General features: G+C 67.3%; 17 protein-coding genes. 1 reads left to right on the top strand and 16 read right to left on the bottom strand.

Features of this window, described 5'->3' with window-relative positions; genetic code table 11:
- The 8 genes from K309_RS44280 to K309_RS0101240 all read right to left on the bottom strand — a co-directional run.
- A partial coding sequence (locus K309_RS44280; RefSeq protein WP_500784367.1) for a hypothetical protein occupies positions 1-197 on the bottom strand: 197 nt, incomplete at its 3' end.
- Between the two features lie 341 nt (positions 198-538).
- Positions 539-1,798, bottom strand: coding sequence for an IS256 family transposase (locus K309_RS0101270; protein ID WP_029044728.1), 1,260 nt, complete (start codon positions 1,796-1,798; stop codon positions 539-541).
- Between the two features lie 506 nt (positions 1,799-2,304).
- A complete protein-coding gene (locus K309_RS0101265; RefSeq protein ID WP_029044727.1) occupies positions 2,305-5,028 on the bottom strand; it encodes a nitrate reductase in 2,724 nt (907 codons plus the stop codon).
- A 41-nt stretch (positions 5,029-5,069) separates the two neighbouring features.
- A complete protein-coding gene (locus tag K309_RS35685; RefSeq protein ID WP_051320275.1) occupies positions 5,070-6,311 on the bottom strand; it encodes an NAD(P)/FAD-dependent oxidoreductase in 1,242 nt (413 codons plus the stop codon).
- A 78-nt stretch (positions 6,312-6,389) separates the two neighbouring features.
- Positions 6,390-6,773: a nitrite reductase small subunit NirD gene (nirD, locus tag K309_RS0101255; RefSeq protein WP_029044726.1), complete on the bottom strand. Its 384-nt coding sequence runs from the start codon at positions 6,771-6,773 to the stop codon at positions 6,390-6,392.
- Between the two features lie 26 nt (positions 6,774-6,799).
- Positions 6,800-9,361: a nitrite reductase large subunit NirB gene (gene nirB, locus K309_RS0101250; RefSeq protein WP_029044725.1), complete on the bottom strand. Its 2,562-nt coding sequence runs from the start codon at positions 9,359-9,361 to the stop codon at positions 6,800-6,802.
- A gap of 71 nt (positions 9,362-9,432) precedes the next feature.
- Positions 9,433-10,752 carry a NarK family nitrate/nitrite MFS transporter gene (locus K309_RS0101245; RefSeq protein ID WP_029044724.1) on the bottom strand — a complete coding sequence of 440 codons (1,320 nt, stop codon included), beginning with the start codon at positions 10,750-10,752 and terminating at the stop codon, positions 9,433-9,435.
- Positions 10,753-11,085: 333 nt separating this feature from the next.
- The gene (locus tag K309_RS0101240; RefSeq protein ID WP_029044723.1) at positions 11,086-11,556 is read right to left on the bottom strand and encodes a winged helix-turn-helix transcriptional regulator; all 471 of its coding nucleotides are present in this window, start codon (positions 11,554-11,556) and stop codon (positions 11,086-11,088) included.
- A gap of 111 nt (positions 11,557-11,667) precedes the next feature.
- On the opposite strand from K309_RS0101240, the gene K309_RS0101235 reads away from it, so the two are divergent.
- Positions 11,668-12,246, top strand: a complete 579-nt coding sequence (locus K309_RS0101235) for a GNAT family N-acetyltransferase (protein WP_029044722.1) — start codon at positions 11,668-11,670, stop codon at positions 12,244-12,246.
- Positions 12,247-12,249: 3 nt separating this feature from the next.
- Here K309_RS0101235 and K309_RS0101230 read toward each other — a convergent pair whose 3' ends face one another.
- The 8 genes from K309_RS0101230 to K309_RS0101195 form a co-directional block, all read right to left on the bottom strand.
- Positions 12,250-13,074, bottom strand: a complete 825-nt coding sequence (locus K309_RS0101230) for an EamA family transporter (protein WP_369796388.1) — start codon at positions 13,072-13,074, stop codon at positions 12,250-12,252.
- A 276-nt stretch (positions 13,075-13,350) separates the two neighbouring features.
- Positions 13,351-15,126 carry an efflux transporter outer membrane subunit gene (locus tag K309_RS0101225; protein WP_029044720.1) on the bottom strand — a complete coding sequence of 592 codons (1,776 nt, stop codon included), beginning with the start codon at positions 15,124-15,126 and terminating at the stop codon, positions 13,351-13,353.
- A gap of 38 nt (positions 15,127-15,164) precedes the next feature.
- Positions 15,165-17,126 carry a glycosyltransferase family 2 protein gene (locus K309_RS0101220; protein WP_029044719.1) on the bottom strand — a complete coding sequence of 654 codons (1,962 nt, stop codon included), beginning with the start codon at positions 17,124-17,126 and terminating at the stop codon, positions 15,165-15,167.
- A gap of 2 nt (positions 17,127-17,128) precedes the next feature.
- Entirely contained in the window at positions 17,129-18,475 is a 1,347-nt protein-coding gene (locus tag K309_RS0101215; RefSeq protein WP_051320274.1) for a hypothetical protein, read from the bottom strand.
- A 64-nt stretch (positions 18,476-18,539) separates the two neighbouring features.
- Complete coding sequence (locus K309_RS0101210) at positions 18,540-19,940, bottom strand: HlyD family secretion protein (protein WP_029044717.1); 1,401 nt, start codon at positions 19,938-19,940, stop codon at positions 18,540-18,542.
- Between the two features lie 529 nt (positions 19,941-20,469).
- Positions 20,470-21,960: an MFS transporter gene (locus K309_RS0101205; protein WP_051320273.1), complete on the bottom strand. Its 1,491-nt coding sequence runs from the start codon at positions 21,958-21,960 to the stop codon at positions 20,470-20,472.
- A 64-nt stretch (positions 21,961-22,024) separates the two neighbouring features.
- Entirely contained in the window at positions 22,025-23,983 is a 1,959-nt protein-coding gene (locus tag K309_RS0101200) for a TRAP transporter large permease (protein WP_029044715.1), read from the bottom strand.
- Positions 23,980-24,606, bottom strand: a complete 627-nt coding sequence (locus K309_RS0101195; protein ID WP_029044714.1) for a TRAP transporter small permease subunit — start codon at positions 24,604-24,606, stop codon at positions 23,980-23,982. The genes K309_RS0101200 and K309_RS0101195 overlap by 4 nt, the downstream gene beginning before the upstream one ends.
- Positions 24,607-24,621: the final 15 nt, after the last annotated feature.

Here is a 24,621-nt window from a genome sequence, read left to right as displayed (position 1 = left end):
TGTGCTGCGAGGGGTTTTTGCTTTTTGGATTTTGATTTTTGTTGCAAGGTGGTTGGTGGGTTGGTGACATGCCAGCGCGGCTGGTGGCATGCTGTCGGCCGTTGAAGCGCCTGGTTCCGCCCTGCTGGGCGGGTCACTTTTTGTCCGAGCGACAAAAAGTAACCAAAAAGCGCGTCGCCTGAGCGGCTGGCTATCAATTTATCGGCGTGGGTGGTTCGGGCGGTGGTGATTTCCGTTCGATGTGATTAGTGGTTCGAAGCTGCTACGCCAGGTGAGTTAGGGATAGTGGCTGCGTCGACCCACTATTGAACGATCCCCATGTCGGGCGTAGGCCGCCTGCTGCGGGTGTCAACGCGAGGACGCCTACGGCTGCGCTGCGCGCGCTCAGTATCGTAGGTCGGGGGCACGGGCACGGAGTGCGTCGCTGCGCTCGCACAGCGCCGTCGTGAAAGACGCCGGCCCCGACGGGGCTGTCATTTTTTTTGTGTTTAGGGCAGGTAAAGGCTCACCGTCGATTGAGCGGTGAGCCAGCATTATCTCAACGATAGGGGTGGGTGAAGCGTTCCTCGTAGAGGATCGCAAACTGGTTCATGGCAGCCTTCCAGTCGTGGGTTGAACTGCCCCACTTGCCGGTGATGTTACGCAGGGCCAGCCACAGCAGTTTGGTCGCCGCCTCATCACTGGGGAAGTGACCTCGGGTCTTGATGATCTTGCGCAGTTGCGCATTGATACTCTCGATCGCGTTGCTCGTGTAGATGATCTTGCGGATCGCCGGCGGGAACGTAAAGAACGGAATCACCTGATCCCAGGCGCGACGCCAGGAGGCGGCGATCGGCGTGTACTGCCGGCCCCATTCCCCTTGCTCGAAGGCCTCCAGTTCGGCCAGCGCAGCCTCGACGGTGGGCGCCGTGTACACGGGCTTGAGCGCGGCAGCCACGGCCCGGCGCTCCTTCCAGCTGACGTACCCCAGGCTGTTGCGAATCAGATGCACGATGCAGGTCTGCAGGGTCGTATTCGGGAACACTGCATTCAAGGCCTGTTCCATCCCTTTGAGGCCATCGGTCACCGCGATCAGGATGTCCTGACAGCCTCGGTTCTTGAGTTCATTGAAGACCTTGAGCCAGAACTTGGCGCCTTCGGTGCTCTCGATCCACAGGCCCAGGATGTCGCGCGTGCCGTCGGGCAGCACGCCCAAGGCCAGATAGACGGCCTTGTTGCGCACCACGCCGTCCTCGCGCATCTTGACCCGCAGCGCGTCGAAGAACACCACCGGGTACATCGCCTCCAGCGGGCGGGCCTGCCAGGTGGTGACCTCGTCCATGACCGCATCGGTGACCGAACTGATGAACTCGGGCGAGACCTCGGTGCCGTACTGTTCGGCCAGAAACGCCTGGATCTCGCGCACGGTCATGCCGCGGGCGTACATGGCGATGATCTTGTCGTCGAAGCCGGTGAAGCGCCGCTCGTGCTTGGGAATCAGGATCGGATCGAAGCTGCCGTCGCGGTCGCGGGGGATGTCTAACCGCAGCGGCCCGTCGTCGGTCAGAACCGTCTTGGCGCTCTTGCCATTGCGCTGGTTGGCGGTGCCGGCTGGGCGCTCAGCGCCAGCCGGGTAGCCCAGATGATGGCCGAGCTCGGCGCCCAGGGCCCGCTCGATCAGGGCCTTCTTAAACGCCATCGAAGCGTCTTGCACCGCCTCGGCGGTCATCGGGCCTTTTACGAAATGGGCGATCAGATCCTCGGGAATGGTCGGCAGCTCACGATCGGCGGCCTGGCTCGTCTTGGTTTTGCGTGGCATCACATGCTCCTTGGCGACATGTTATGCCCTAAACACAAAATTTCTGACAGGCCCGCCCCGACGCCCGGAGGAGGACGTGGGCGGCAACCCTGCCCTTAGGGCCGGCGCGCAGCGCAGCCGAAGGCGTTCCTACCATGCCGCCCGCAGCAGGGGCCACTCACAGCTCTGGGCTCGTTCAATCCCCGCATCAATCCCAAGCCACCGTGGCGCACCACGGCGTCAGGCAGTCCTGCCCTGCAACGAAGCCAAGTCCCGTACGAAAGCCTCAGCTCACTACGATAAGGGTGGCCCGCCCGCAGGGCCGTAAACGCGCTTTTTGGTTACTTTTTGCCGCTCGGGCAAAAAGTGACCCGCCCAGGAGGGCGGAACCCAGCGGTTCAACAGCCGACAGCATGTCACCAGCAGCGACAGCGCGCGCGCTAAAACAGCCGACAGCATGTCATCAACGGCGACTGCGGGCGCTTAAACGGCCAACAGCATGTCACCAGCCGCAACCCAAAAACCCCTCAAGCCACCTCAGCCACCCGTATCTCCACCAACAACTTCTTAAGCTCAGGCACACAAGACCCACAATTGCCACCAGCCTTGACGCAGGCAGTGATCTCCGCCGGCGTCTTCAAATCATGCTTGCGCACCGCATCGCAGATGGTGTTACGTCCGACGCCAAAGCAAGAGCACACCGTCGGCCCGGTATCTGCGCCTTTCTCCATCGGCTGGCCGAGCAGCAGCCCGATACGATCCGTGTCCTCAAGCCGATCACGGCCGAACAGCCCAGACAGCCAGGAACGCGACGGCAGTTCAGGCCGCGTCGACACGTAAACGCAGGCTTCCAGCCGGTCATTGACGACATAGCCAGCGTGGTAGACGCCCGCGGTACGGTCTTCGTATTCGAGCCAGTCCGCTTCCGGGTCCGTCACGCCGAGAAGTTCACGCGCCCACGCGGCACGGTCGGCAACGGCTTCACGGCCAGCAAATTCGTAGCGCTGGAACTGGCGGCCTTGCACGCGCGTCCAGTACGTCAGCGCTTCAGCCGGCAGTTCGCCGCGGCTCAGCACGAACCCGTGCCAGCTGACACCAAACGGCTCCACCCGCACTGGCGTGTGCTTGAACTCCGGCTCGCCGGAAACCGGATCAACCACCGGATTGACCAGCGCGCCAACGCGCGCATCGGAACTGAACTGCCCATTCCAGTGAATCGGCACGAACACGCTGCCGCGCGGGATGCCGCCGCCATGACGCACACGCGCCACCATCGCGCCCCAACGGGTGCTGACACGTGCCAGCTTGCCTTCCCCGACACCGCACAGCAGCGCATCTTGCGGATGCATGTCGACAAAGGGTTCAGGCAAGTGGTCGGCCAGCCGTGCCGACTTGCCAGTGCGCGTCATGGTGTGCCACTGGTCACGCACGCGTCCGGTATTGAGGATCAGCGGGAAATCGTCGTCCGGCGCATTGGCGGGCGCGCGCGTCGGCGTGGCGACAAAGCGGGCCAGGCCGTCTGCATGCGCAAAGCGGCCGTCGCCGAACAGTCGCTGGGAGTCAATCGCACCGTTGGCAGGAACCGGCCATTGGACCGGCTCCAGGATGTCGTACTCAGCCTTGTCCAGGCCGGCCAGTCCGCCGATGTCAAACACGCGCGGCGCATCGTCGTTGCGCCAGGCGCTCAGGCGCGCGTGCTCGTCGAAGATCTCATGTGGACCGGCATAGTCGAAGCCGGCAAAGCCCATGCGGCGTGCCACGTCGCACAGGATGTCCCAGTCGGCGCGCGCTTCGCCCGGTGCGGCCAGGAAGGCGCGCTGTCGCGAAATGCGGCGTTCCGAGTTGGTGACGGTGCCGTCCTTCTCGCCCCAGCCCAGCGCGGGCAGCAGCACGTGCGCCCCCGCGTTGGTATCGGTGCGTTCGATGATGTCGCTGGCCACCACCAGCTCGCACTTGGCTAGCGCGCGACGCACCTGGTCGGCGTCGGGCAGGCTGACTACCGGGTTGGTGGCGATCACCCATACCGCCTTGACGCGGCCGGCTTCGATCGCTTCGAACAGCTCCACCGCTTTCAAACCAGTGCGGTCCGCCATCACCGGCGACTGCCAGAAGCCCTGCACCACCTCGCGATGCAGCGGGTTGGCCAACTCCATATGCGCGGCCAGCATATTGGCCAGGCCGCCGACCTCGCGCCCGCCCATGGCGTTGGGCTGCCCGGTGAGCGAGAACGGGCCCATGCCGGGCCGGCCGATACGACCGGTCAGCAGGTGGCAGTTGATGATGCTGTTGACCTTGTCGGTGCCGGCGGAGGACTGGTTGACGCCTTGCGAGAACGCGGTGACGGTTTTTTCCGTGGCAGCGAACAGCGCATAGAAATCCAGCACATCCTGAACGCTGAGCTTGCAGGCGCGGGCGACGGCGGCCGGATCGGCGCAATCGACGTCGGCTGCCTGCAGGGCTTCGTTCAGTCCGGTAGTGCTCGCGTCGACAAAGGCAGCATTGGCATGGCCCTCGCGCGAAAGGTAGCTGAGCAGGCCATTGAACAGCCACACATCAGTCCCGGGACGAACCGCGAGGTGCAGGTCGGCCAGCTCGCACGTCGCGGTGCGGCGCGGGTCGATCGCCACAATCTTCATCTCGGGGCGGGCTTCCTTGGCCTTGGACAGGCGCTGGAACAGGATCGGGTGGCACCAGGCGGTGTTGGAGCCCACCAGCACCACCAGGTCGGCCAGTTCCAGGTCTTCATAGCTGCCCGGCACCAGGTCTTCGCCAAAGGCGCGCTTGTGGCCGGCCACGGCCGACGACATGCACAGGCGCGAGTTGGTGTCGATATTGGCGCTGCCGATGAAGCCCTTCATCAGCTTGTTGGCGACGTAGTAGTCCTCGGTCAGCAACTGGCCCGAGACATAGAGCGCAACCGAGTCGGGACCATGGCGGCGGATGATGTCGCTGAAGCCCTGCGCCACGGTATCGAGCGCACGGTCCCACGACACCTGCTGCAGCTGGCCGTCGGCACCGCGCAGCTTGGGATGGAGCAGGCGACCCTCCAGGTCCACCGTCTCGCCCAGTGCCGAGCCCTTGACGCAGAGCCGGCCCTGGTTGGACGGATGTTGCGTGTCGCCCGCGATCTCGACCTGGCCGTCGGCGCGCACCGTGGCACGCACGCCGCAGCCGACGCCGCAGTACGGGCAGGTCGTGGCGGTGGTAGTGGTCAGGGTTGCAGATACAACCGGGATGTCGGACAGATTCACGCGTTCTCCGTGCGGGGCGTTATATATGGCTTTGGTAATGCTCAGGCAGCGAGCGCTTCGCACTGCGCCTTGCCGAACAGCAGGCGCTGGCGCAGCGCGCCTACCGGCGTACGGCGCTGGATCATGTCGAAATACCACGGCCCGTCCTGCACGTCGCCGTACAGCACGGCGCCAACCAGGCAGCCGTCCTGCAACACCAGGCGCTTGTAGACGCCGCGGCGCGCGTCGCGCAGCACCAGGTCTTCGGAGCCTTCCGCGCCGATGAAATCGCCGGCGGAATACAGGTCGACGCCGGTCACTTTCAGTTTAGTCGCGGTGGCCTGCTGCACGTAGCGGCGATGGCCGGCGCCGGCGAGATGCGCGGCGCACACACGCGCCTGATCCCAGATCGGCGCGACCAGCCCGAACGTGGCCTGGCGATGCTGGACGCACTCGCCGACAGCATAGATCCGCGGGTCGTAGGTTTGCAGGGTGTCATCGACCACGATGGCGCGTTCGCAGTGCAGGCCCGCGCCGGCGGCGAGTTCGATGTTGGGGCGCACGCCGGCGGTCATCACCACCAGGTCGGCAGGAATTTCGCTGCCGTCCTTGAAGCGCACGCCAGTGACGCGCTCGGTACCGAGGATCTCCGCCGTCTGCGCGCTCAGCAGGAAACGCAGGCCCTTGCGTTCCAGCGCGCCCTGGAGCAGCGTGGCGGCGGGCTTGTCGAGCTGGCGTTCCATCAGGCTGTCGGCCAGGTGTACCACGGTCACGTCCATGCCCTGGCGCAGCAGGCCGTTGGCCGCTTCCAGTCCGAGCAGGCCGCCGCCAATCACCACCGCGTGGCGGTGATTGCGCGCGGCATGCAGCATGGTCTCGACGTCCTGGATGTCACGGAAAGCGATCACGCCGTCGAGCTGGTGTCCCGGCACCGGGATGATGAAGGGCTTGGAGCCAGTGGCCAGCAGCAGGCGGTCATAGCGCACCTCGCGTCCCGAGGCGGAACGCACCACGCGGCGCGGCCGGTCGATCGATACCACGGGATCGCCGGCGAGCAGCTCGATGCCGTTCTCTTCGTACCATTCGCGCGTGTTGAGCATGATGTCCGCCACCGTCTTCTCGCCAGCCAGCACCGGCGACAGCAGGATGCGGTTGTAGTTGCCGTGAGGCTCGGCGCCGAACACCGTGATGTCGTACAGGTCCGGGGCGAGCTTGAGCAGTTCCTCGACGGTGCGCATGCCGGCCATGCCGTTGCCGACGACGACCAGGCGCGGACGGGCCTGGGTGGAATCGGACGGCGTCATGCCGGCATCTCCGGGGCTGGGCGTGAAGGCGGTGGTGAGCATCGGGGGGCGCGACGAAAAAGGTGGATGAAAGGCGGATCAGGCGGCGAGTTCTTCCTCGGCCTCGCGCAGTGCCACGCCGGCGGCAACCCATACCTTGCCGTCGTAGACCCGCGCGCCGTAGGCGTTGACCGACTGGTCCGGCGCTTCCAGGCATTCGCCGGTGCGCAGGTCGAAGTGCTGCTTGTAGATGGGCGAGGCCACCACCAGGCGTTCGCCCAGGTTGCCGACCAGCCCGCGCGACAGTACCGCGGCCTGCGAGTTGGGATCGAAGTTGTCGATGGCGTAGACCTCTTCGCCACGGCCGATGCGGAACACGGCGATCTGCTTGTCGTCGACCAGCGCGCACACACCAGTATTGGGCACGATGTCGCGAACGGTGCAGACCGCGGTCCAGGTTTCGGGATGGTGGGGATGGCTCATCACGTTCTCCTTGAATGCTTGCACGATCAGGCTGCTTTTGCGGGCACGGCGATCACGGGGATGTGGCCCAGCCGCGAACGCTGCAATTTCCGTTCCTCCGGCGTGGCCGGGCGGATCTGGCCGCGCTCTTCGATGAAGACCAGGTTGTCGTCGCGGCGATCGCTGTTGACGAAATGGCGGAAGCGCTTGCGCGTCTCGGGATCGGTCACGGCCTTCTTCCACTCGTCTTCATAGGTGTCGACCACGTGCTGCATCTCGGACTCCAGCTCGGCGGCGATGCCGAGCTTGTCGTCCAGCACCACGGCCTTCAGGTAGTCCAGGCCGCCTTCGAGGTTGTCGCGCCAGACGCTGGTGCGCTGCAGGCGGTCGGCGGTGCGCACGTAGAACATCAGGAAGCGGTCGATGTAGCGCACCAGCGTGTCGTGGTCGAGGTCGCTGGCCAGCAATTCGGCGTGGCGCGGCTTCATGCCGCCGTTGCCGCACACGTACAGGTTCCAGCCCTTCTCGGTGGCGATCACGCCGACGTCCTTGCCCTGCGCCTCGGCGCATTCGCGCGTGCAGCCCGATACGCCGAACTTGATCTTGTGCGGCGCGCGCAGGCCCTTGTAGCGGTTCTCCAGCTCGACCGCGAGGCCGACCGAGTCGCCCACGCCGTAGCGGCACCAGGTCGAGCCCACGCACGATTTCACCGTGCGCAGGGCCTTGCCGTAGGCATGGCCCGATTCAAAGCCCGCGGCGATCAGTTCTTCCCAGATAAAGGGCAGTTCCTCGGCGCGTGCACCAAAAAGGTCCACGCGCTGGCCGCCCGTGATCTTGGTGTACAGGCCGTACTTCTTGGCAACCTGGCCGACCGCGATCAGGCCCTCCGGCGTGACTTCGCCGCCCGGCATGCGCGGCACCACCGAGTAGGTGCCGTCCTTCTGGATGTTGGCCAGGTAGTAGTCGTTGGAATCCTGCAGGCTGGCGTGCTCTTCCTTCAGCACGAACTCATTCCAGCACGAAGCCAGGATGCTGCCCACCGCCGGCTTGCAGATGTCGCAGCCCATGCCGCTGCCGTGCGCCTCCAGCAGCGCGTCGAAGGTCTTGAACTTGCCCACGCGCACCAGGTGGTAGAGCTCCTGGCGCGAGAACGGGAAGTGCTCGCAGATGTGGTTGTTGACCGCCATCCCTTGCTTCTTCATCTCCGCCTTCATGATCTGCGTGACCAGCGGCACGCAGCCGCCGCAGGCGGTGCCGGCCTTGGTGCAGGTCTTGAGCGCGCCGATGCTGGTGGCGCCGTCGCACACGGCGCCGCAGATCTCGCCCTTGGAGACGTTGTTGCAGGAGCAGATTTGCGCGGTGTCGGGCAGGGCGTCGGCGCCCAGCGCCGGCTTGGCCTTGCCGCTGCTGTCGGGCAGGATCAGGAATTCCGGCGACTCGGGCAGCTCGATCTTGTTCAGCATCATCTGCAGCAGGGTGCCGTACTCGCTGGCATCGCCGATCAGCACGCCGCCTAGCAGGTACTTGCCGCAATCGGACACCACCAGCTTCTTGTAGACCTCCTTGCGGTCGTCGCTGAACTGGTAGATGCGCGCGCCCGGCACGGTGCCGTGCGGGTCGCCGATGCTGGCCACGTCAACGCCCATCAGCTTGAGCTTGGTGCTCATGTCGGCGCCGCCGAACTCGGCCGCCTCGCCGCGCAGGTGGCGCGCGGCCACGCGGGCCATGTCGTAGCCGGGGGCCACCAGGCCGTAGATCTTGCCGTCCCACAGTGCGCATTCGCCGATCGCGTAGATGTCCGGGTCGGAGGTGCGGCAGTTGTTGTCGACCGAGATGCCCCCACGCGCACCGACTTCCAGGCCGCTGGCGCGCGCCAGTTCGTCGCGCGGGCGGATGCCGGCCGAGAACACGATCATGTCGGTGTCGAGGTGCGTGCCGTCGGCGAACACCATGCGATGGGTGCCGTCCTCGCCGTCGACGATCTCGACGGTGTTCTTGCCGGTGTGCGCGGTCACGCCCAGGCCAGCGATCTTCTGGCGCAGCATGCGGCCGCCGCCTTCGTCGACCTGCACCGCCATCAGGCGCGGCGCGAATTCCACCACATGCGTCTGCAGGCCCATGTCGCGCAGCGCCTTGGCGCATTCCAGGCCGAGCAGGCCGCCGCCGACGACCACGCCGGTCTTCGAGCGCGCGCCGCATTCCTGCATCGCTTCCAGGTCTTCGATGGTGCGGTAGACGAAGCAGTCCTTGCGGTCCTTGCCCGGCACCGGCGGCACGAACGGGTAGGAGCCGGTGGCGAGGATGAGCTTGTCATAGGACAGGGTCTCGCCGGTGGAGACCTTGACCGTGCGCGCGGCGCGGTCGATCTCGACCGCACGGGCATTCAGGCGCAGCAGCATGTTGTTGTGCTGCTCGAAGAAGCCCGCCGGCACCAGCGACAGGTCTTCCGCCGACTTGCCGGAGAAGAACTCGGACAGGTGCACGCGATCGTAGGCGGGACGCGGTTCTTCGCACAGGACGGTCACTTCCAGGTTTTCCGCGCCGGCTTCCGCCAGCGATTCCAGGAACTTGTGACCTACCATGCCGTGGCCGACGATGATCAGTTTCATGATGCTTTCCTTGTCCGGTAGTCAGTCTTTGCTGCTTGTGGTGCTTGTAGTGCTGTGGGGCGATACGAAATTCAGTTGGCCAGCGCGCTGTCGTACAGCGCCTGTTCGCGGGCCTTGTGCTCGGCGCTGAAGCGGATGGCGATGGCGCAGACGGCGGCGATGGTGGCCAGCACGCCCAGCACCGTCAGCGTCTGCTGCACGTTGCCCAGGCCCTTGAGCAGGAAGCCCGCGGCCACCGCGCCTACGTTGCCGCCGGCACCGATGATCCCGGCCACGCCGCCCAGCGCCTTGCGGTCGATAAAGGGCACCAGGGCGTAGGTCGCGCCGCAGGCCATGTGGGTGAACAGGCCGAACATCAGCATCGCGACCACGGCCATTGCCACGTTGCCGGCCTGGGCGAACCACAGCAGGCCCAGGCCTTCGCCCAGGATCAGCGCGAACAGCAGCGTGGTACGCGCATCCAGGCCGCGGCGGCGCGCCGCCTTGTCCGACAGCCAGCCGCCCAGTGCGCGGGCGAACAGTGCCAGCAAGCCAAAGCTTGCGGCTGCCATGCCGGCGGCCTTCAGGCTCAGGCCGAACTGGTCGACGTAGTACATGGCGGCGATGTTGTGGATGAAGATCTCCACGCCGAAGCAGGCGCCGTAGGTGATGAACAGCAGCCACACGCGGTAGTTGGCGCTGGCGGCGCGGAAGCTGGCCCAGCCGCCTCCCTTGCCACCGTCCTTGCCGCTGATCTCGATGCCCTGGGCACGCAGGTCCGAGTAATTGCCTTCGGGGCAGTCCTGGGTGAAGCGGTAGTACACGACGGCCATGATCAGCATCAGCACGCCCGGCACCAGCAGCGCGATGCGCCAGCCGAAGGCGTGGTCCGCGCCCATCATCAGCACGGCGGCCAGCAGCAGCGGCATGAGGGCCTGCGCGGCGCCGCCGCCGGCGTTGCCCCAGCCGGCCGAGGCCGCGTTGGCGGTGCCGACCACGTTGGGCGCGAACATCACCGAGGTGTGGTACTGCGTGATCACGAAGCTGGCACCGACCGCGCCGATCAGCAGGCGGAACACCAGGAAGGTCTCGTAGTTCTGCGCCAGCGCCACGCCCAGCACGGGCAGCGCGCCCATCGCCAGCAGGCCCGTATAGGTCTTGCGCGGGCCGAAGCGGTCGCACATCGGGCCGATCACCAGCCGCACCAGGATGGTCACGGCGACCGCCGCGATATTGATATTGGCGATCTGGCCCGGGGTCAGACCGAACTCGCCCTTGAGCACCGGCATCAGCGGCGCGCAGGCAAACCACGCGAAGAAACAGACGAAAAACGCCATCCAGGTCAGGTGGAAGGCGCGCATCTGCGGGGTGCTCAAGCTCAGCAGCTCGATGCGGGTGGCTTTGCCGATCATCGTCACTTGCTCCAAAAAAACAAATGGCATCCCGCGAGCGGACACATCGATGGTCTGATGAGCCAGTTCAGGGGACGCCGTTGTCCTGACAGCTGCTACATGGGATAGCCGCTGCGTATGTGGGTTGGGCCGGTCGCCGTTGACGGGCCCGGACCACATTACGCAAGGGGTGTGCCAGAGCGTGAAGTGACGGCGGATGGGGCTTTTGTGCGTGGGGTGGCGCCGGCGGCAAGCCGCGATGCGCTGTGCTGGGGCGGTTTGCAGATCGCCGGCACAGTCATGGTGCAGTGCAGTGTGCCGCGCCGGTGCGGCGCAGCAAGAGACGCAAGCGGGTTAGGGCTCGCCTTCGGTGCGGCGGGGAGCGACGGGGACGATCTGCATGTCGCGCGGAGACACCAGCGTGCCGTCTTCGTCGACCAGCGCAGCGCGCACCAGCTTGCCGCTCGCCTGCGAGCGAATCTGCACCGGGCCTTCGCCGCAGGACGTCATGTGGCTGTCGCCCCACTGCATCAGGCCGATCAGCACCGGCAGCAGCTCTACGGCCGCACGGGTGGGGCGGTACTCGAAGCGCTCGCGCTCGCCCGGCTCGCGGTAGCCAACCTTGCGCAGCAGGCCGGCTTCGGTCAGCGTCTTGAGCCGCGCCGACAGCACGGCAGGGGAGCATTCGAGCCGACGCAGGAAATCGTCGAAGCGCGTGATGCCGTGGAAAACGTCACGCAAGATAAGTATCGTCCACTTTTCGCCGATCAGCGAAAGTGTGGCGGCGATCGAGCATTGGCGGAGTTCGGACGACGTGGCGTTCATCATGCAGGCAGCTTAGCACGCTGACTTCATTTGCAAAAGTCAGGTTATTGCCTATACTCTGGCTACAAATAATGTATTCAGGGGTGCGGCATGACAGGCGGAACCGAATCGATGACAGGGCAAGTCGCCAGTGAGCCGGAGGCAGAAAGCTGGCCGGTAGGACGGGGCGGGCAGGTGACGATGCGGCGCACGAACGAGCAGGATCGCGGCGCGCTGCGGGCCATGGTCGACGGGCTGTCGCGTGAAAGCCGCTACTTCCGCTTCCTCACCGGCGGGCGCGTGGTCGACGAGGTCGTCGATGCGCTGGCCAGCCCTGCGCCGGGCAGCATGGCTCTGGTGGTGGTCGCACCCGACGCGCAAGGGACACCGGCCATCGTCGCCAGCGCCGAATACGTGGTCACCGGCCGCGTCGCCGAATTTGCGGTGGTCGTCGCCGATGGCTGGCAAGGGCAGGGCCTGGGCCGGCGCCTGATCACGCGGTTGCGCGACCATGCCCGCGCGGCTGGCTTGCGCGCCATGCGCGGTGACGTGCTCAGCGAGAACCGCCGCATGCTGGCGATCCTGCGGGGCCTCGGCTTCAGCAGCCGCCGCAATCCCGAGGACAGCTTCCTGCATGAAGTCTCGATGACGCTGTGGGAGGAAGCCGGCCGCAGCCATCAGCTGCCGGCAGACTGGTTCGGCGCGTACTGAGCGCTACGCCAGGTCGCGGCCGGCGTCGCGCTTGCCGCGCGCGGTCGCCGTGCAACCGACCGAAGCAATGATGATGCTGGCGATCGCCAGCCACTGCAGCGGGCTCAGCTGTTCATGCAGGAACACCAGCCCCGCCAGCGCACCCATGGCCGGCTCCATGCTCAGCAGGATGCCGAAGGTGCGCCGGTGCAGGCGCTTGAGCGCCACCATTTCCAGTGAATAAGGAATCGCGCTGGACAGCACGCCCACCGCCAGCCCCGCCAGCAGCAGCGGCGGGCTGAGCAGCGTGCTGCCGGCATGCGCCACGCCGAACGGCAGCACCACCAGCGCCGCCATGGTCAGCCCCAGCGAGGTGGCCTGGCCGCCGTGCGCATTGCCGGCCCGTTGCCCGAACACGATATAGAGCGCCCAGCCCACGCCAGCGGCCAGCGCGTAGCCGATGCCGACCGGATCGAGCGTGCCGGCCGCCTCGCCCATCGGCAGCACCAGCAGCAGGCCGGTCACCGCGCATGCTATCCACAGGAAGTCGATGGCGCGCCGCGACGACATTACCGCCACTGCCAGCGGGCCGGTGAATTCGATGGCAATCGCCAGCCCCAGCGGTACCGTGCGCAGCGACATGTAGAACAGCAGGTTGGTCGCGCCCAGCGCCGCGCCATACAGCGCGATCGCCAGCGCATTGGCGCGCGTCAGGGGAATGCGCCACGGCCGCCATACGCACAGCAGGATCAGGGCCGAGAAGCTGACCCGAAGCGCCGTGGTGCCTTGCGCGCCGAGCGCGTCGAACAGATGCTTGGCGAACGACGTGCCGACGCACAGCGAGGCCATCGAGCCGGTCAGGGCCAGGACGGCAACAAGGGTCGAGCTTTTTCCGGAGGCGGTGTGCGGCAATTGGAATCCTGGGGGAATGCTCGCGTCTGGTGCGCGATGCAGCCGCATCATGCGGCAAGTCCCGCCAGGGCGCCATATACAGGTTTCGGTGCGCGGCGCTGTACAGTTGTTCCGGTCTGCCCGCGCTCAATGGCTGTGCGCCGCGGCCCTGCGCCCCTTGCCCGGCTTGCCAGCGGGTGCGGGCCGCAGTGCGCGGCTCGGCTTGCAGCTGAGTTATTGGCGTTGCGGCGCCGTGGGAACTATTGCCGGCGCTGCCGCCGCCTGAGGGGTCGCCGGGGCCGGCGCAGCCCGAGGGGCCGCCTGAGGGGCCGCCTGGGCCGCCTGGGCCGCCTGGGCTGCCTGGGCTGCCTGGGTCGCCTGAGGGGTCGCCTGGGTGGCCGCCTGGGTGGCCGGCTGGGTCGCCGCCGCCCGAGGAGCGGCTTGGGTCGGCGCGGCCTGCTGTGGGTTTGCGCCGGGCGCCGGGCTCTGCGTCACCTCCCGCCATCCGCCGCCGAGCGCCTTGTACAGCGACACCCGGCTGGTCAGCCCGGCCAGCTTGTACGTGACCAGCGATTGCTGGGCGGTATAGAGCTGGCGCTGCGCATCGAAGACGCCGAAGTAGTCGTCGACCCCGTTCTTGAAGCGCATCTCCGACAGCCGCCGGGTCTCGCTGCCTTCGCGCACCAGCGCTTCCTGCGCCTTGACCTGCCGCTCGTAGGTCGCGCGCGCCGCCATGCTATCGGCCACTTCGCGGAAGGCGGTCTGGATGGTCTTCTCGTAGTTGGCCACGTTGATATCCTTGCGCACGTTGGCGGCATCCAGCCCGGCACGATTGCGCCCGGCATCGAAGATCGGCACCGTCAGCTGCGGCGCGAACAGCCAGGCCATGCCGCCGGAGAACAGCCCCGCCAGGCTGGTGCTGGCCACGCCCAGCGCGCCGGTCAGCGAGATGCGCGGGAAGAACGCCGCGCGTGCGGCGCCGATATTGGCGTTGGCGGCCTTGAGCCGGTGCTCGGCGTCGAGGATGTCGGGGCGCCGCTCCAGCAGGCTCGATGGCAGCCCCTCCGGGAACTCTTGCATCAGCGTGCGCGGCTCGAGCGGGTCTGCCGCCGCGCCCGCGGCCGGGTTGCCGCCCCCGGCGATCGACTTCGGCAACTGGGTGCCGACCAGCAGCGTCAGCGCGTTCTCGTCCTGCGCCACCTGCCGCGTGTACTGTTCCACGCCGACCTGCGCGGTCTGCACCTGGGTTTGCACGCGATGCTGGTCCAGCTGTGCCATCGCGCCCGCCTGGCGCCCGCGCCGCACCATCTCGGCCGCTTCCTGCTGCGTCTTCAGTGTGTCCTGCGACAGCCGCAGCAACTCGCGGTCCGCGCGCAGCGTCAGGTAGGCGTTGGCAACCTCGGCCACCAGCGCGATCTGCGCGCTGCGGCGTGCTTCCTCGGTGGCCAGGTATTGCTCCAGCGCCGCATGCTTGAGGCTGCGCACCCGGCCGAAGAAATCGAGTTCGAATGCGGTAAAGCCGATGCCGGCGTTGTAGGTGGTGATCTGTTGCGACTGGCCCGGCGCGCGCAGCCGCGACGACAGGTGCTGCGACACCAGGCCGGCATTGGCCTCAACCGTCGGGAACTGCGCCGCGCGTTCGATCTGGTAGAGCGCGCGGGCTTCGTCGATGGCGAGCGTGGCCATGCGCAGGTCGCGGTTGTTCGCCAGCGAGAGTTCGATCAGCTGGCGCAGTTGCGGATCGACGAAGACATCGCGCCAGCCGAGATCGGCGGCGGAAGGGCCGGGCGGCTGCACCGCCTGAGCAGGCTGGCCCGGCTGTCCGGCAGCGGCGCGGGCCTGCGGCGTGCGGTAGGCGGCGCCATCCGGAAACGCCGAAGGGATCGGCGCGTCGGGCCGCTGGTATTGCGGCTCCAGTGTGCAGGCTGCCAGCGCCAGCGACAGTGCCAACACCGAGGTGCGGGGCAGCAGGCGTTGTGCGGGGAAGAAGTGGCGGCTCAGGCTTGGCATGACGGGTTCCCGGAGAGTCAGTGAAAGGCAGTCTTTGTTCAGCCCAGCAGCGCGCGCCGCATGAAGCGCGAGATCGCCAGCCGCGGCTGGCCCTGGCGGGCAATGTTGTGCGCGGGATCGCTGAACAGCAGGCGGATCAGGCTGTGACGCGCCGCCATGTCGGCATGCAATGCAATGCCCAGCAGCTGTTGATCGCGCCGCACCACGCGGCATGGAATCCAGCCGGTCTGCGCCAGCCACAGCGCGCCTTCGGCGCCAGGTTGGAAGGCAGCGGCCAGCGGCGTAGTCACGGCCACGCCGTTGCAGGACAGGTCGCGCGTGGTGACGCGGTATTCGCGCCCGTCCACGCGCAGCAAGGCCGCGGCGCGATGCGGGAAACGCTCTTCCTTGCGCGGCCGCGGCAGCTCCACGCAGACCAGGAACGAAGCCAAGTAGAGCATCAGCGCAATGCCCGTCCATACCGTATTGAAGGCCAGCCCCTGCGCATCGGCATCAACCACCAGCGCGCGCCCCAGTCCCAGCGCCGATAACGCCAGCAGGCTCGCGTACAGCGCCGCGAACTTGCCGTGGATCACCAGCTTCGAACGATCCAGTCCCTTGTTGGTGACCTTGAACGGCCGCCCGAAGGGCTTGAACATCGCGCTGACCAGCGACACCGTCACCGCCAGCGACGCGACGATCTGCGTGACTTCGGTAAAGATCGGCAGCGCGCGCTGGCCGGTGATCCAGATGCTGTAGGCCCAGTACGCCACCAGCGCGGGCAGGCCGTAGGCGAGGAACTGCAGCGGCTCGCCGTACAGCGTGGAGACGCCGAAGTACCAGTACAGCAGCGGACCCGCCAGCAGCATCAGCGTGAATGGCCGCGACATCCAGTGCAGCAGGCCATGCACGTAGTGCAGCCGCTGCACCGCGGTGTAGCCGCGCCCGCGCAGCGGCCCGTCGGCGGTCAGCGCCACCTGCACCGTGCCCAGCCCCCAGCGGCTGCGCTGGCTGATGTACTCGGGCAGCCCTTCGGCGGACAGTCCCACGCTGAGCCGCTCGTTGAGCCAGCGCGTGATATAGCCGTGCCGCAGCAGCCGGTAGGTGAGGTGGATGTCTTCGGTGACGGTGCCGGTCGGGAAGCCGCCGATGTGTTCGATCAGGTCGCGCCGCACCACGAACGAGGTGCCGATGCAGAACGCCGCGCCCCATGCATCCTTGGCCGGCTGCATCACGTCGAAGAACGCGCGCTGCTCGTCGACCCAGCACTCGGTGGCGCGCAGGTTGTACTGGATCGGGTCGGCGTTGTAGTAGAACTGGGGCGTCTGCACCACGCCCACGCGCGCATCGCCGAACAGGCCGACGGTGCGCAGCAGGATATTGCGGTGGGGCGCGAAGTCGGCGTCGAGCACCAGGATGTATGGCGCGCCGCCGGCTTCGGCGCTGTGGCGCAGGCCGTTGTTGAGATTGCCGGCCTTGGCGTGGGCATTGTCGGGGCGGGTCACGTAGTACGCGCCGACGCGGCCGCAGAATTCACGCAGCCAGTCGCGGCGCGTGTCGTCGAGCACCCAGACGCGAAAATCGGGATAGTCGATCGCCAGCGCCGAAACGATGGTCTTTTCCAGGATGTCCAGTCCTTCGTTGTAGGTGGCGATGAAGATGTCCACGCGCGGCACGTGCGCGGCGCGGCGCAGCGCGGATTCGCCGGCGTCGGCCGCGGGCGAGTGGTTGCTGTTGCGGCCGAGCACCACGATCGACAGCAGCGTGTAGGCCAGCGTCATGCACTCGAACGCGAAGAAAACATGCGCCCATGCGCTGGCGAAGGTCGGCTGCCATGGGGGCAGCGTCTCGCGCACGCGCCAGGTCAGGTAGACCACCAGCAGCAGGAAGGTGATGCCGCCGAACAGCATGCGGTCAGCCGGCCGCTCCTGGCGGCACAGCAGCGTCAGCAGCACCATCGCCAGCAGCACGCCGCCGTTGATGGCCAGCAGCGACTGGGTCTCGAGGAAGAGGGTGAACATCGTCAGTCCTTGCCGGAGGCGTTGGTGGTGTTGGCATTGGCCGCGGCAATGGCTGGCGGCGGACACGACGGGTCCAGGCAGCCGCCGGGACGGAACGGATTCCAGCGCGCTGCCGCCAGCACGGCCCACGCGGTGGCGCCAAGGTGCGGCAGGTGGAAGTAGTAGAAGTCTTCCGTGGTCGACGTGGGCCCGATCGACAGCCCCGTGCTGATGCGCGTATCGGGCGTCGCGTAGAGCATGCCCGAGGGAGCGCGCTGCGACAGCAGCAGCGGCCACAACGGCTGCGCCTGCTGCGCGCGGCCAGCGGCCTGCAGCACCAGCGCGGCCTGGCCGGTGCCCTCGGTCCAGATGCCGTCCGGGCTGGCCTTGAAGCCATAGCCCGCGCCGGCGCGATGGCGTGCGTCGACCCAGCCCAGCGCGCGGTACCAGTCCTGCGGCGGATCGGGCAACGCGATCAGCGGCCATAGCACGGCGTCGAGCGCCGACGGGCCGGCATTGAGGGCACGGCCGTCGTCTTTCGTGCCGATCACGAAGCGGCCCTCCCGCGGCTGCCACATGGCATTGACAAAGCCGCGCGATCGCGCGGCGCCGTCGCGCCAGCGCGGGTCGTTGCGCCGGCTGGCGAGCCAGCTGAAGGCGGCATAGGTATCGACGTTGTGCTCGGTCGACTTCCAGCCCTGACGGATCTGCTTGGGCTCGTGGCCGAAGAAGCCGCCGGTATAGGCCGCGGGCGCGCCGGTATCGGGCACGCTCGCGTGGACCCAGCCCATCAGTGCCGCGGCGCCGTCCAGGTAGCGCGCGTCGCGCGTGGCTTCGTGCACGGCCAGCAACAGCAGCGCCGCCCAGGCGACGTTGCCGGTGGCGGTGCCGGCCTGGTAGGCGTCCTCGAACCAGCGCTTGCTGGGCTCGTCCCACCAGCCGGGCAATGGAGCCGGCCCCGCGGGCAGCGGGCCGGCGCGATAGGCATTGCGCAGCCGCGCGTCGCGATAGTGGCGATCCTGCCGGCTGGCCTGCAGCACTGCGTCGGCGATGCGGCGTGCTTCGGCGGGACGCTTGCACGCGACCAGCGCGATGCCGGCCAGCGCGTTGTCGTAGACGAAAGCGGCGTTGCGCAGCGCCGGCACCAGCGGCTCGCCGCCCGGCGCGGGCTCGTAGCTGGCGAGGAAGACCGGGCCGCTGCCGGCTTCACGGCCGACACGCTCGGCCAGTGCCTTGCAGCCTTCGGCCAGCAGGGTTTGCTGCGACGCCTGCGCATGCGCGGCCGCGGGGGCGAGTGCGAGCGCTGCCGGCAGCAACAGTGCAGCGGCTAGCCTGCGCATGCGCGGTGGAGGCAACGGTGATCGGTTCATGCTCGTCTCCGTGGTGTCCGTTCAGGTCCATTCAGGCCCATTCAGGCCCGTTCAGGTCCGTGGCTCAGGTCAGCGATGCCCGTAGCTGCCCAAGCCAGCTTTGATCCAGCGTCACGCGCGCCCAGCGGCCCATGCCGCAGTGACCCGAGCTCGCCGGTGCGGTACCGCCCGCGCCGGCCGTGGTCGCCGATGCGGCCGCATTCGGCTTGTTCGGCAGCTTGCCCAGCGGCCGGTCGAGCTTGGCGATGACGTAGATCTCGTTCTTCTCGATCGGCGGGAACGGCACGAAGTAGCGCGCCTGGTCGCCGTCTGGCGCGCGCGGCAGGATCTCCGCCACCGATGCGGGCAGCGCCGCGGGCAGCCCGTCGACATGCACGTTCAGGCGCGCACCCGGCAACAGGTTGTCGCTGAGGCTGCGCGGGAACACCGCCACCACGCGCGTCTGCGCGCAGTTGCTGGCGCGCGCCAGCGTGGCGCCCGCCGCCACGCGCATGCCGGGCTGCGCGATCAGGTCTTCGATGGTGCCAGGCTCGGTCGCGCGGATCTCCAGGTTGGACAGCCGATCGATGCGCTGCTGCTCGGTGGCGAGCAGCTCGTCGACTGACTTGCCGTACGCCTCGAGTTGCTCCAGCTCGGCGGTCAGCTGCGCGGATTCGGCGCTCAGCGCCTGGCGCCGCTGCGCCAGCGATGCGCTGGGGCCGTCCGCCGATGAGGCATAGACCTTGTTGCGCGACGCTTCGCTTTCGCCGACGGCGCTGTCCAGCTCGGCTTTCACCGCGGCCTTGGCATTGGAGAGCATCGACAACTGGTAGCGCGAAGCATTGGTGTAGGCCTCGCTCACCGCGCCTGCCCACTGCATGTTCTGGTTCCGGTTGACGATCTCCTGCTGCTGGTCTTCCTGCGCGGTGGCCGACGCCAGCCGTGCCTGCAGCGCGCGCACGCGCGTCGCATGCTCGCGCTGCGCGGCGCTGTTGTAGCGCTGCAGGTCCTGCTCGGTGGCGCCCATCAGCCGGCGGTTCGATTCCAGCCGCGCCCGCGCGGAATCGTAGCGCTGCTGTGTATCGAGCTTCTTGCCGGTCAGCTCGACCAGCAGCGAGCGGTCGATGTTCGGGTTCTGCACCACCATCAGCGGCTGGTTGGCGGTGAAGCTCTGGCCCGCTGCCACCTTCTGCTGCATGACGATGCCTTCGACCGGCGAGGTCACCAGGCTGACGGGACTGTTGATCACGGCACGCTCCGACGAACGCGTAAACACATTCGGAAACATAATCGTCAGCACCGCCCACACGATGAACAGCACCACGCCATAGCCGGCCATGCGCGGCACGATATGCCACAGCGGCACGGCCACGGGCTGCTGGCGCTGCACCAGGCCGTCGCCATGCGACTGGCGCTGCGATGCGGGGGCCAGCGTGTGGCGCGGGGGGGAAGGCGGCGGCGGTGGGTTGTTGCGCTGGTCGGCCATGGTCGTTGTTCTCCGGCAAACGGTCAAAAGCATCCCTCCCGGCTGCTGGCACCGCAGGCCGGACGAGCAAATTCACAGGCAAGCGCGTGGCGTCGCGCAAGGGCTGTCGCGCGATGCCCGGCCTGGTAGTCCCCAATTCAGCTTGTTGTCTGCAGCACGCGCGCTGCGGCAGTCAGCCGCGGCGGCGCACCTTGCATCGGACCTCGGTCCGGTCCGTGGATTTGCCCGTTCTGATTCGGGCAGCGTTGAACAATGGCCGATCGCTGCTGCGAGCAGCAAGGCGATGGCCACGAGGTGGCAGCCTGTTGACGATAAGATTCATGCACTCAGGCCGCCGCGCGTGAGTCAAGGCTAGACAGTTGCCCCCTGGCTTGCTGTAAGAATGTGTAAGGGGAGGTCGTAGTCTTGCTTAATACGGCCTTAATACTGGCAGTTGCGAAAGCAGGGACACGACCGGTGCAGGCATGGGCCAGGAACGTTGTCCGGCGCGGGCTGCAGAATTTCGGACAGGCGCTGACGGATCACTTGTTTACCATTGCGGACGATCGTCTGAAGCAAGCGGCGGCGCGACTTGTTCCAGCGGACGGCGTTCGGCATCGATGCCAAAACGCAACGCCAGCAGGCCGGCGATGATGACGAGTGCCGCACCGAGACCATAGCCCGCAGCCACCGCTTCGCGGCTGCCGCTCTCGATCAGCGCGCCGAGCAGCAATGGCGCGATAAAGCCACCGGTGCCCGTGCCGAGGGCATAGAACACCGAGATCGCCAGGGCACGCATTTCCAGCGGGAACACTTCGCTGGCGGTGAGATACGCGGAGCTGGCCGCCGCCGAAGCCAGGAAGAACACGGCCGACCAGCACAACGCCTGCGCGCGCGCATCGAGCCAGCCTTCGACAAAGGCCCAGCCGGTCAGCGCCAGGCCAATGCCGGCCAGCACATAGGTCGAGGCAATCATGCGCCGGCGCCCGATATGGTCGAACAGCGGCCCCAGCAGCAAGGGCCCTGCGGCATTGCCCAGGGCGAACGGGAAGATGTATAGCGCCACACTTGCTTCCGGCACGTGGTAGAAGTGCGTCAGCACCAGCGCATAGGTGAAGAAGATGGCGTTGTAGAAAAACGCCTGCGCCACCATCAGCGCCAGCGTGATCGTGCTGCGCCGGCGATAGCGCCGCAGCAGCAGGCGCATGACCTCGCCCACGCCGGGGGCTGCGCGCCGGCGCATCGCAACCGGGGCGCAATCGGACGCCACCGGCGGCAGCGGCCCATGGCTCGCGCGCACCTCTGCTTCGATCGCGGCGACCACGCGTTCGGCTTCTTCGACCCGCCCGTGCGTGGCCAGCCAGCGCGGGCTTTCGGGCACGTGCCGGCGCACCAGCACGATTGCCACCGCCAGCAGCGCACCCAGCGCAAAGCACGCGCGCCAGCCCCATACCGGCCCTAGCATGCGTGGATCGAGCACCGCCAGGCTCAGGCCCGCGCCCAAGGCCGCGCCAAGCCAGAAGCTGCCGTTGATCGCCAGGTTGACGCGCCCGCGCACGCGCGCGGGGATCAGCTCATCGATGGCGGAATTGATTGCCGCGTATTCGCCGCCAATGCCTAGGCCGGTGAGGAAGCGGCAGGCGGCAAAGAAGGCAAAATCCGGTGCGAACGCGGTGGCCAGCGTCGCGAGCATATAGACCGTCAGCGTGGCCAGGAACAGCCGCTTGCGCCCGAGCCGGTCGGCCATGCGGCCGAATACCAGCGCGCCGATGACCGCGCCGAGGATATAGAGCGAGCCGGTCCAGCCGACCTGCGTCGCGCTCAGCGCCAGCGTGTCGGGGCGCTCCAGCACGGCGCCGACCGAGCCTACCAGGGTGACCTCGAGCCCGTCGAGCACCCAGGCAATGCCCAGCGCGACGGTGACGCGCCAGTGCCAGCGCGACCACGGCAGGCGGTCCAGCCGCCCCGGGATGTCGGTGCGGAATGCGGTATCGAGCGGAAGGGTGGCGAGCGCGCTATCGGCTGGCGTTGCGTTCGGCATTGCCAAGGGTCTGTTCCCATTATGGGAACAGACCCTAGTATAGGCGCCGCGGCGCCCCCCGGCTTCAGCGGTACAGCACCGTGGGCAGCCAGAGGCCGATGCCGGGGAAGACGTACAGCAGCGCCAGCGCGATCAGCTGGATGCCCATGAACGGCAGCATGCCGAGGAAGATCTGGTTCAGCGTCACGTGCGGCGGCGCCACGCCCTTCAGGTAGAACGCGGCCATTGCCACCGGCGGCGACAGGAACGCGGTCTGCAGGTTCAGCGCCACCAGCAGGCCGAAGAACAGCGGATCGATGCCGAAGTTATCCAGCAGCGGGATGAAGATCGGCATGAAGATGATGATGATCTCGGTCCATTCCAGCGGCCACCCGAGCAGGAAGATGATGACCTGCGCCAGGATCATGAACTGCACCGGCGACAGGTTCAGCGACAGCACCCATTGCTCGACCAGCGCCTGCCCGCCCAGCAGCGCGAATGCTGCCGAGAAGATCGACGAGCCCACGAACAGCCAGCACACCATGGCGCTGGTCTTGGCCGTCAGCAGCACCGATTCCTTGACCACGCGGAAATTGAGCTGGCGATAGGCGGCTGCCAGCAGCGCGCCGCCCAGCGATCCCACCGCCGCCGCTTCTGTCGGCGTGGCCAGCCCGAATACGATCGAGCCCAGCACCGCCAGGATCAGCAGCGCCAGCGGGAAGAACGACGCCAGCAGCATCTTGAAGATTTCCAGCCGCGCGAAGCTGAAGCGCCAGTAGAAGTAGACCAGCAGCACCGCGACCACGCCCAACGTGATCCAGAACCAGCGCGGCGCCGGCGTGGCCGCGCCTGCGGCGGGTGCCGGCTGTGCATTGGCTTGTGCATCGGCCTGTGCGGCGGGTGCTGCAGCGGGAGTACCGGGAGTACCGGGCGAAGCCGCGGCCGGTGCGGCAGTGCCCGCGGGCGCGTCCGGCGCCGGCACCGGTGATTCTTCCGGCGGCGCCTGCAGATCATCCAGTGGCGCGCTGCTTTCCTCGGCCCCGCCAAGCGCAATCGGCGCTTCGACTGCGACGCTTGCGCCTGGCGTGGTCACTGCCTCGTATAACGTGCCCATGATCACCGCCACGGCCAGCGCGGGCAGCAAGACGATGCCCAATTGGCGCGCGAACGCCGCGGCGGGTACGTCTGCATTGCGCGGGCCTTTGAACGCGCGCAGCATGCCGGCACCGAAGGCGGGCAGCGCGCGTACCGCGCCGCCCGCCTGCAGCGTGCCGGCCAGTGCCGGCAGCGGCACCGCACGTTCGCTCTCGGGCAGCGGTGGCGCCAGCGCCGGCTTGAGCTTGGCGATGAGCACGATGTACAGGATGTAGAGCCCGGTCAGCATCAGCCCCGGGAAGAAGGCGCCGGCATAGAGCTGCACCACCGATACGCCCGCCGTGGCGCCATACACGATCAGCAGCACCGAGGGCGGGATCAGGATGCCCAGGCAGCCGCCGGCGGTGACCGCGCCGGCCGACAGCGTCGAGCTGTAGCCGGCGCGCAGCATGGCAGGAAACGCCAGCAGCCCCATCAGCGTGACCACCGCGCCGACAATGCCGGTGGCGGTGGCGAAGATCGCGCACGTCACCAGCGTGGCCACCGCCAGCGAGCCGGGGATCCAGGCCAGCGCCAGGTGCAGGCTGCGGAACAGCTTCTCGATCAGGTTGGAGCGCTCGACCAGGTAGCCCATGAAGACGAACAGCGGGATCGAGATCAGCACGTCATTGGTCATGACCGCATACGCGCGCTGCACCATCAGGTCCAGCGTCTGCTGCACCGCGATCTCGGGATTGGCGTGGCGATAGGCCAGCCATGAGAACAGCACGCCCATGCCCATCAGCGTGAACGCGGTGGGAAAGCCCAGCATGATCGCCACCACGATCAGGGCGAGCATCAGCAGGCCGAGATGCCCGTTGGTCCAGTCGCCGGGCGCAGGCATGAACCAGATCACGGCGCCGACAATCAGCGCCATCAGCGTCACGCCGAACCAGAGTTCCTTTCTCATCGCGCGGCGTCCTCGCGGTGGGGTGGCGGGGGCGTGTCAACCAGCTCGGCCGTCGGCGTGCCTTGCACCATTTCCTTGAGCTGTTCGACGTCCACTTCCTCGACATCGCCTTCGCGCGGCGGCCATTGCCCGCGCTGCAGGCACAGGATGCAGCGGATGGTCTCGGCTACGCCCTGCAGCAGCAATAGCGCGCCGGCAATCGGGATGACCGCCTTGAACGGGTAGATCGGCGGGCCGTCGGCGGCGATCGACGAATGTTCGTTCTGCGCCAGCGAGACCTCGAAGAAGTCGATGCCGGCCCAGGCCAGCGCGATCACGCCGGGAAAGAAGAAGGCCAGGTACAGCACCAGGTCGATCGCCGCCTGCATGCGCGGCGACAGGAAGCCATACAGGATATCGCCGCGCACGTGCCCGCGCTTGGCCAGCGTGTAGGCGCCGGCCAGCATGAACAGCGTGCCGTACAGCATGTTGCTGGCATCGAACACCCAAGCGTGCGGCGCGCCGAGCGCGTAGCGCGAGAACACCTCGTAGCTGATCATCAGCGTCAGCGCGATGATCAGCCACGAGCCGGCCTGGCCGACGAAAGTGCTTACCCGGTCGATGCCGAGCAGCAGGCGTTGCACGATGGTGCCCCGGCG

The sequence above is a fragment of the Cupriavidus phytohabitans genome (genome assembly GCF_000426345.1).
Classification (GTDB): domain Bacteria; phylum Pseudomonadota; class Gammaproteobacteria; order Burkholderiales; family Burkholderiaceae; genus Cupriavidus.
This window is presented reverse-complemented; position numbering and strand designations above follow the sequence as displayed.

Bases quoted from the DNA above. Each gene is read 5' to 3' on its own strand.
- K309_RS0101270 (WP_029044728.1), bottom strand. From the start codon at position 1,798: ATGCCACGCAAAACCAAGACGAGCCAGGCCGCCGATCGTGAGCTGCCG.
- K309_RS35685 (WP_051320275.1), bottom strand. From the start codon at position 6,311: ATGACGCCGTCCGATTCCACCCAGGCCCGTCCGCGCCTGGTCGTCGTC.
- nirD (WP_029044726.1), bottom strand. From the start codon at position 6,773: ATGAGCCATCCCCACCATCCCGAAACCTGGACCGCGGTCTGCACCGTT.
- nirB (WP_029044725.1), bottom strand. From the start codon at position 9,361: ATGAAACTGATCATCGTCGGCCACGGCATGGTAGGTCACAAGTTCCTG.
- K309_RS0101245 (WP_029044724.1), bottom strand. From the start codon at position 10,752: ATGATCGGCAAAGCCACCCGCATCGAGCTGCTGAGCTTGAGCACCCCG.
- K309_RS0101240 (WP_029044723.1), bottom strand. From the start codon at position 11,556: ATGAACGCCACGTCGTCCGAACTCCGCCAATGCTCGATCGCCGCCACA.
- K309_RS0101235 (WP_029044722.1), top strand. From the start codon at position 11,668: ATGACAGGGCAAGTCGCCAGTGAGCCGGAGGCAGAAAGCTGGCCGGTA.
- K309_RS0101230 (WP_369796388.1), bottom strand. From the start codon at position 13,074: ATGGCCTCGCTGTGCGTCGGCACGTCGTTCGCCAAGCATCTGTTCGAC.
- K309_RS0101225 (WP_029044720.1), bottom strand. From the start codon at position 15,126: ATGCCAAGCCTGAGCCGCCACTTCTTCCCCGCACAACGCCTGCTGCCC.
- K309_RS0101220 (WP_029044719.1), bottom strand. From the start codon at position 17,126: ATGTTCACCCTCTTCCTCGAGACCCAGTCGCTGCTGGCCATCAACGGC.
- K309_RS0101215 (WP_051320274.1), bottom strand. From the start codon at position 18,475: ATGAACCGATCACCGTTGCCTCCACCGCGCATGCGCAGGCTAGCCGCT.
- K309_RS0101210 (WP_029044717.1), bottom strand. From the start codon at position 19,940: ATGGCCGACCAGCGCAACAACCCACCGCCGCCGCCTTCCCCCCCGCGC.
- K309_RS0101205 (WP_051320273.1), bottom strand. From the start codon at position 21,960: ATGCCGAACGCAACGCCAGCCGATAGCGCGCTCGCCACCCTTCCGCTC.
- K309_RS0101200 (WP_029044715.1), bottom strand. From the start codon at position 23,983: ATGAGAAAGGAACTCTGGTTCGGCGTGACGCTGATGGCGCTGATTGTC.